The organism is Bacillus sp. EB106-07-01-XG149, assembly GCF_058791555.1.
In genome coordinates this window covers 64,024-70,033 of sequence record NZ_JBYTDP010000013.1, presented here as the reverse complement: position 1 = coordinate 70,033, position 6,010 = coordinate 64,024, and the positions used below count along the sequence as shown (strand labels likewise).

Below are 6,010 nucleotides of genomic sequence, written 5' to 3'. Positions count from 1 at the left end.
AAGTTTACAACTCCCCAAATCCCTAAACCTGCACCGATTAAGATTACTAATTTTTGTAATACATCAACGCCAGTAGTGAAAAATCCCATTATTGTTTCCCCTTTTCTTTCTTAGTTTTTGGTAATTCATTTTTTATAAGAATAGATAGCAAAGTATCTATTTTATAGCCCTTTATAAGTTTTAAACCGCCTCTTACTAAAAACACTAAACCTATCACAAGCAAGACTACCTGAATGACAAAATATATATCTACCATAGTCTTTACCGCCTTCTACATATTAATGGTTTGGTCTGGATTCTGTTTTTTCTTCTTTCTGTTTCTAGCTATTAAAAATATTCCTAAAATGATACAGATCGCAGCAACAGTAGTCAGTATAGCGATTATATATGGAGTATTTGATTCTTTCTTTTGACTAGCTTTTTCATCTTTCTTATATAAAAAGCTATTTGAGTTATTCTTTGCCGTAGTCGGAAAAACTTCTGTTATTTCTGCTGAATTTACTTGAACGCTTCGTGTATCCAGCCCCAAAAATGTTGATCCCTTATTCACATACCGTTCTGTATCCAGGTTAATTGTAGTATCTTGTCTAACCGCATATTCTTCACGAGGGGTTTCATTTTCATCTAATATTTTAATTGTTTTTCCATAAGGTAAAGTTAAACTAGAAACAAATGCGCCACTTTCATCTAAGAATTTAACCATGTATTTCTCGCCAACATTTTTATTCTTAAATACGTACTTTGTTTCAGTGTAAACACTAACTTTATTGCTGTTTAAGTTGTTCGAGTTGTTAGGATTTTTTGAAGCTAGACTATCTTTCAACTTAGTATCGTTTTGTATTGAACCTCCCCAGGGATTACTTGTAGGGGGAGTAGTGTTGCTGTTATTCGTTTTTGTATTATCTTTAGAATTGTTAGTATCCGATTTTTGATTATTATTTGTAGCTGTACCTTTGTTTTCATTATTATCTTTCGGCTTTTCTGTTGTTCCAGCTGTTGCACCAGCTGGTGTTTCAGTTGCTTCTTTATTTGATGCTTCAGGTGTAGTTTCGTTAGGTTTTTCTGTGTTGGTTTGGCCTTCTAATTCTTTAAGACGTTCATTTAAAATCTTTTCGACCTGATCTGAAACATCTTTATCTGTAATTGGTTTTTTTTCAGATTCAGTAATTACTTTTTCAGCATTTTCCCACTTTGCATAAAGTGTGATGGAATCTTTTAAATTGTCATTGCCAAATTTATTTGTTAACTCAGCATTTGTATACCAACCGATGAAAATCTTGTCTTTACTAGACAATTTAGGAACTTTAATTTTCTGACCAACATTTAGTTTTACAGGTTCCATTTGCTCTTCTATATTTGTTACAAAGTTCACTGTAATTTCTTCTGTCTTATCGTCAATTCCATTGTTATTAAAGTCAGAAAAGAATTTTGCATAATATTCTCCTTTAGAATCTGTGATTTTAATATCATCAATATTTTGCAATTTTTCCTCGACCTTTTTCCCATCACCTTTGTCTACCATTGAAAACCAGCCTGTAAATTTATAATTATTGTCTGGATTTACATCGGGTAAAACCTCTTTTAACTTTGTATCTTTAGTAATACTTTTCGCTACTTCTTTTATTCGCTTATGGTCTTCTAATAAATTCCCACCCACATCTTTAACGTAAAACTTAACTGAAAATTCTTCTTTTTTTGTTAAGACTGGCTTAATAAGTAATTTTCCATCTTTTATTTCAATGGTCCAATAACTCAGCATCTTTCCATTGCTAATCTTAGGCTTTTCAAGACTCATTTCTTTATCACTAGTTAAAACAGTACTTTCAACTACCTCGTTATCTTCATTAAGTACTTGGATCATCGTTTTTGATGGTACTTGTTCATGAAATAAAACTTTACCTTCATAGCTCACTTTCAAGTAATTACGAGAAATATTTTCATTTTCTTGTATTTTTGTAGAATCATTTACAGCAGCAAAGATTGTTGTGTTACCCACTAAAGAAAGTGATAAAACACTACTTACTAAAACCCGCTTTGATTTTCGCCACATATGATTAATCCCTTCTGTTTAATTCTTTTTGGGCCTTTTCTAGCCAATTGAGACTAAACTCGACATTTTCAAAAACTGAACCCTCCTCATTTTCTTCTACCATTTGGTCCAGCATTTCAATTACTTCTGTGATTACTTCGGAGGGTTCATTTGTTTCAGAATACGTTACATACTCCATAATGTTTTTTTCTAATTCATCGAAAGAAAGGTGCTCTAATATTAAATTCGTTTCTTCTTCTAATTTTGAAGTGATAAATACGTCATTATAATACTCTTGAACGGTAATATCTTTTTCGTTACGATTTAATACTAAGAGCAATAAGTTTAGTAAAAAAATATTTGTACGTTGCTTTTCAATTAATATATTTTCGTTATCTTCAATTTTTGTAAGCGGATATAGCTTTGAAACACTTGATTTATCAATCTTTTTATTTAAAGCCTGCTCAACTTGTGTTTCTAGTATTTGATTATCCAAAGTAGGAAGATGAAACATATGCTTCTTTATATAGGCTTTAATCAGCATTTACTACTCTTCCTTATTGTTTTTCTTTTCTTCTTCTTCAAAATTTTCTTCGTAATAATCATCTTCCATTACTTCTTCATCTTCCTTGGCTTTATTTTGATTTTTTTTCTTTTTCATAACTAGGAAGTAATATAAAGCAACCCCAACACCAGCAAGTGCTAATACGATAAGTAGAAACGAATTATTGTTACTTTCTTCTTTTGGTTTTTCTGCAACAGGTTGAGTATTTGCTGTTGTTTTATCAGCTTCAGCTAGTTTTTGATTTGGTACATTGGGTTTAGCACTTGCACCATCTTTACCAGTTGTTGCGGTCGCAGTACCATCTAATGTTGTCTTTTTAACATCTGATAAAAAATAAACATTGTTTTGAGTTTTATCTAAATCTACAATCAAGTAAAATACGTTACTATCTTTATCAGTGATTGTATAAAATGCCTTAGATCCACTCGTTGTAAAATCGGTTACTGTTCCTGTGCCATCTACCTTTTTTCCGTTAACACTAGCTGGCGTTTGAGCTTCGACCTCCTGCTCTTTCTTTTCCGCTTTAACATCTGGTCCAGAAGGTGGCTCTCCTACTGACTTATTTTCTGTTACCTTTGGTGTTTCAGCTTTCTTTTCCTCTGCGTATGCAAAGTTGGAAACACTTGCAAATGACAATGAGCACATTAGAGCCGTTGCGAAAAGCGATCGTTTAGTAAGTTTTAACATAGTCATTAGCTCCTTCTCCATTAGTACCATTACTTTGATTATCCTCTTTTACTTCCGGTTCAACTTGACTCTTTTCTACTTCATTATCAATTGCTTTTAGAGCTTCATCTGGGCTTACTCCTGTTTCTTGAAGTCGCTTAAATACTTCACTATATTTCAAATTAAACAGTTGGGCTTCATCTGTAGCTAATCGGTTCTTTTCATCTTTCAAATTATCATTTAGTTTTTCAATTCTTTGTTTTCTTTTTGCGATTTTTTCCTCTAATTTTTTTATACGATCTGACAAAAAAACCACTCCTTAATACTTTTTTAAAACTAATTATCTTTTTACCCTATGGATTCCAGCGAAATGCTGTTGCCAATATGGAGTTTTCCAGTTATGATAACCAATCCCAGCATTTTGACTATCATACATAGTATTTTCATCAATATAGAATCCAACGTGAGAAATATGATCGGGACTTTGATAAGTACCTTTGAAAAAGATTAAATCCCCTGGCTGTGCTTCACTTGGATTAATTGGTGTAGTTAACTCATATTGAGATAGTGCGTATGATGGTAAATCTATTCCTATTTGTTTTAACCCCCAAGATGTTAATCCGCTACAGTCGAATCCTTGAGTTGGATTTTTACCGCCCCATACATACGGCCATCCTTGAAACTTTTCAATTTCCGTTAATACTGTTTTGAAATCCCCTGAAATGTTAGCACCACTTCCACCAATGTATTCACTAATTAATTCACCGTAAAAGAAGTTACCACCATCAACGTATTTATAAGGTTTACCTAATCTCAGTGATGTCTCGTTGACATAAGGCATAGTTCTTCCCGTTGTATTTCCTAAACTTGGGGCTACTATAGTCCGTGAGTATTCTTCAGCTACCTCAAGGTTATACTCTCCGCCTCTTTTACCAAGCCATGTTGCGAAATAATTACCATAATTATAGGCTTGAGCTAGTGCTTTAATATTATTTTCGTATCCCATGTTAAAAGCTTTTAGGGCAAGCAAGCATTCCTTTAAATGCTTTACCCCTTGTCTTACTGACTCTTCTTCTGTTTGAAATACGTTTGGTCTATCATAACCAGCAGATTCCGAGGACTGCATAATATCCCGAGTGCCACGCCCTCCTGATTCGACTTGAATTATTGCTAGAAGCAAATTAACATAATCCTGCATGCCTTGTGCAGCAGCCTCTTTTTCAACTAACCCTCTCCATCTTTCAACGTCAGGATCTAAGTTTTTCGAAGCACCAACGTTTCCACTGATTTGTTCTTGTTGCTTTGTCCCTGCACCCAACATACCCGCTATCAATAAAAGGATAATTCCAACAAGTATTATTGGAAGTGCACCAGCAAATCCACCACCAGCTATTGCTGCAACCTTAGTTCCTATTGCCTTTTTGATGGCCTGAAGATTAAATTTACCTAAGCTTTTAAACAAATTAGCAACTCGATCCTTAACGTTAGATGCCATACTTGTAAGCGATCTTGCCTTATTCTTTTCTCGAAGTGGAGAGTAGTACATCTTCTTTTTAACAGCTTTTTTCTTTAGGATAGTCCTAGACTCAACTTTGAGTTTATCTTTAGGAAATTGTAATAGCTTACCTTTTGGTTTTCCCATTTTCCCTAATTTCGCATTTGCTTTAATTCTATTTTTAACGAGCTTTTTTGTAGCTCTAGCAATTTTTGTAGCACTTTGACTCGCTAATTTTACGCCCTCGTCACCTTTTTCTAATTGTTGTTGGTACTTTAAGGCGCTACTTCCTGCTACATTTGTTGTTACTTTCGTTAACTTTTTGGCTGTTGCTTTCGTTAGTTTTTTTACGCTAGGCTTTTTCTCTAGCTTTTTTATTTTTTTGAAGCTTTCAATTTTCTCTTTACTAAGTGTTTTTATATAAAGCTTTTCTTGCCTTCTCTTCCTTAATTTTCGAAAACCCTTTTTGGCTAATCCAAAACCTTTCCTGGTTAATCTATAGCCTTTAGCAACCCCTTGACTGGTTACCTTAACACCATCATCACCTTGTTCTAATGCTTTTTGATACTTTTTAATACCACTTTTTGCAGAATTCTTTGTATTACTTAGGGAAGCTTTAGCTCCATATTTTAAAGTATTCTTAGCTTTAGCTAAGGAATTTTTAGCTTCAGCTTTTACAGCAATTATTGAATTTTTACCGAGTTTTCCAATAAACTGTATTCCTTTTTGAACTTTTGGATTATCAGTTAATAGTTTTTTAGAACTCTTCTCACTTTCTTTTAAAACCGATTTTTCCGTTTGGCTTAATTGCTTTTGTTGCGATGTTTTTAATATCTCTGGTTGCTTAACATCTTTGATAAGATCTTGTTTTCGAATCTTTTGATTAATATGTTGTGACTGTTTAGAAGATTGCTTTTGTAATTTCCCTTGATCTGTACCCTGTTGCGGGATTTCTATCACACTTTTAGTTTGTGAAACTTGTTTTTGCTCAGCTGTTTCAAACTTACGATCAACCTTCTGTACCGTACTTTCATGGGGTTGAAATTCCTGTTTGATGTGTTCGGATAACTTAGAAGATTGCTTCTGTAACTTCCCTTGCCTTTTTTCTGGTGGGCTCTCAGTAGCATCTATCGTTTTTACAATTTGTTTTTGTTGGGCTGTTTCTTGTTTTTTATTTAGTACCTTTACGGTACTTTCTGGTTGCTTTAATTCTTGAGTACTATGTTCTAGTAACTTAGAAGATTGCTTTTGCAAT

General features: G+C 33.6%; 7 protein-coding genes. All 7 read right to left on the bottom strand.

The window, feature by feature from the left end; all coding sequences use genetic code 11:
- Nucleotides 1–89 (bottom strand): Maff2 family mobile element protein (locus AC3WTA_RS27560; RefSeq protein ID WP_492333146.1); only part of this gene is annotated, 89 nt, incomplete at its 3' end.
- On the bottom strand, nucleotides 89–256 hold the full coding sequence (locus AC3WTA_RS27555; RefSeq protein ID WP_000227723.1) for a hypothetical protein: 168 nt from the start codon (nucleotides 254–256) through the stop codon (nucleotides 89–91). The genes AC3WTA_RS27555 and AC3WTA_RS27560, both read right to left, overlap by 1 nt.
- 15 nt (nucleotides 257–271) lie before the next feature.
- On the bottom strand, nucleotides 272–2,050 hold the full coding sequence (locus tag AC3WTA_RS27550) for an InlB B-repeat-containing protein (RefSeq protein WP_492333144.1): 1,779 nt from the start codon (nucleotides 2,048–2,050) through the stop codon (nucleotides 272–274).
- A 4-nt stretch (nucleotides 2,051–2,054) separates the two neighbouring features.
- Nucleotides 2,055–2,573 carry a hypothetical protein gene (locus tag AC3WTA_RS27545; protein ID WP_492333143.1) on the bottom strand — a complete coding sequence of 173 codons (519 nt, stop codon included), beginning with the start codon at nucleotides 2,571–2,573 and terminating at the stop codon, nucleotides 2,055–2,057.
- Between the two features lie 3 nt (nucleotides 2,574–2,576).
- A complete protein-coding gene (locus tag AC3WTA_RS27540) occupies nucleotides 2,577–3,281 on the bottom strand; it encodes a CD1107 family mobile element protein (RefSeq protein WP_492333142.1) in 705 nt (234 codons plus the stop codon).
- Nucleotides 3,265–3,576: a hypothetical protein gene (locus tag AC3WTA_RS27535; protein WP_492333141.1), complete on the bottom strand. Its 312-nt coding sequence runs from the start codon at nucleotides 3,574–3,576 to the stop codon at nucleotides 3,265–3,267. The genes AC3WTA_RS27540 and AC3WTA_RS27535 overlap by 17 nt, the downstream gene beginning before the upstream one ends.
- Nucleotides 3,577–3,600: 24 nt before the next feature.
- Nucleotides 3,601–6,010 (bottom strand): lysozyme family protein (locus AC3WTA_RS27530; RefSeq protein ID WP_492333140.1); only part of this gene is annotated, 2,410 nt, incomplete at its 5' end.